The following is a 1,894-nucleotide window of genomic DNA, read 5'->3' as shown; positions in this document are numbered from 1 at the left end:
GTGGGCCGGGGGGCCGGGTGGGCCGGGGGGCCGGGTGGGCCGATGGTAGACGCCGTCTACGACCGTGGTAGACACTGTCTACGGCGCGGTGGTAGACACTGTCTATGACCGAGTCCGACACCAGCCTGCGCGACCGTCTCGTCGACGCCGGCGTGGAACTGCTGGCAGCCGAAGGCCCCCAGGCGCTGACCCTGCGGGAGATCGCCCGGCGCGCGGGCGTCTCGCACGGGGCCCCGCGCCGCTACTTCCCCACCCACCTGGAACTGCTGTCCGCGATCGCCCGGCGCGGCTTCGCCGACCTGGCCGGCCTGGCGCGAGCGGCGCTGGAGCGGGAGACCGGCGGCCCTCGCGCCCGGGTGGCCGCGCTGGCCCGGACGTATCTGGAGTTCGCGCTGGACCGGCCCGGCATGTACGAGCTGATGTTCCGTCATGACCTGCTGGAGAGCGGGAGGCTGGGACTGCGGGACACGAGCCTTCCGCTGTTCTCGCTGCTCGCCGGCCTGGTCGGGGAGGCGCTCCCCGGCGTCGACGCCCGCCGCGCGGCGGGCGCCCTGTGGGCCAACCTGCACGGCACGGCCCAGCTGTGGCGTTGGCGCAGCCTCCAGCTCGCCACCGGCGAGGAGGATCTCGCCCCCCTGCTCGACACGGTCCTGGCCGCGCACCTGGGCCCCGGGGAAGGCCGGTGAACCGGGCCTGGACGCTGGCGAGCAGCGTGGCGGGCGCGGTCGTCGTCGCCCTGGACGGAACGGCCCTCACGGTCGCCCAGCCCCGTCTGCAACGGGAGTTGCACGCCTCCTTCACCCAGGTGCAGTGGACCAGCACCGCCTATCTCGTCGCGGTGGCGAGCCTGCTGGTGTTCGCGGGGCGGCTGGGCGACCGGTACGGGCAGCGGCGGGTGTTCGGGCTCGGCATGCTCGGGTTCGGCGCCGCCTCGGCGGGCATCGCCCTCGCGCCCGGCGTCGGCTGGGTGATCGGACTTCGGGCGGTGCAGGGCGGGTTCGGGGCGCTGCTCCAGCCGGCCACGCTGGGAATGCTGCGGGCCGCGTATCCGCCGGACCGGCTCGCCTCGCCCCTGGCCGTGCGCACCGGCGCGATCGGGCTGGCGGCGGCAGCGGGCCCACTGCTGGGCGGGGCACTGGTGACCGGCCTGAGCTGGCGGGCGGTGTTCCTCGTCAACGTGCCGCCCGCGCTCGCCTTCGGCCTGCCGGCCTTGCTGCGGCCCGGCCGGCGGCCCGAGCCCGCGAGGAGCCCGCTGGACCTGCCCGGCGCGGCGCTGTTCGCCGTCGCCGCGGCCTGCCTGGTGTACGCGCTGACGGCCCGGCCCGTCTCCGGCACGGGCCTCGCCCTCGCCGCTCTCACGGCAGCCCTCCTCGTCCGGCACGAGCGGCGGACGGCGAGCCCGCTGCTGCCGCCCCGGGTGATCGGCTCCCCCTCGGTCGCGGCGGCGCTCGGCATCCTGACCGCCGTCTCCGCCTCCCTGTTCGGCACCCTGTTCACCGCCACCTACGTCCTCCAGGGCCACCTCGGACTCGACCCCTTCGACAGCGCCCTGCGCAGCCTGCCGCTCGCGGTGCTGATGGTGCTGTCGGCGGCCCTGTGCCCCGCGCTGCTGCGCCGGTACGGGGCGCGCGGGACGACCGCGGGGGCGACCGCGGCGCTCGCGCTCGGCGCCCTGCTGCTGTCGCGGACCACCTCCCCGGCCGGTCTCGGCTGCGCGTTCGCGCTGCTCGGCGCCGGCTTCGGCACGGTGATGGTGGCGGCCACCCAGGTGATCGTGCGGCGGGCCGAGACGGCGGCGGCCGGGGTCGCGGGCGGTCTGCAGCAGACGGCGCTGAACATCGGTCCCGCCGTGGGTGTCGCCGGGGCGTCCGCGCTGCTGGGCGCGGGGACGGGG

At 76.8% G+C, this 1,894-nt stretch carries 2 protein-coding genes; both read left to right on the top strand.

What is annotated here, in order from left to right; translation table 11 throughout:
* Nucleotides 1-104: 104 nt before the first annotated feature.
* The gene (locus GT045_RS18580; protein WP_161334849.1) at nucleotides 105-686 is read left to right on the top strand and encodes a TetR/AcrR family transcriptional regulator; all 582 of its coding nucleotides are present in this window, start codon (nucleotides 105-107) and stop codon (nucleotides 684-686) included.
* Nucleotides 683-1,894: MFS transporter (locus GT045_RS18575; protein WP_161334848.1), on the top strand; the 1,212-nt coding region annotated here is incomplete at its 3' end. The genes GT045_RS18580 and GT045_RS18575, both read left to right, overlap by 4 nt.

Source organism: Streptomyces sp. SID486, assembly GCF_009865385.1.
Taxonomy (GTDB): domain Bacteria; phylum Actinomycetota; class Actinomycetes; order Streptomycetales; family Streptomycetaceae; genus Streptomyces.
Note: the sequence above shows the minus strand (reverse complement) of the source record. Positions and strands in the feature narration are given on the sequence as shown.

Excerpts from the sequence above, each read along its gene's own strand:
- GT045_RS18580 (WP_161334849.1), top strand. The coding sequence starts at position 105 with ATGACCGAGTCCGACACCAGCCTGCGCGACCGTCTCGTCGACGCCGGC.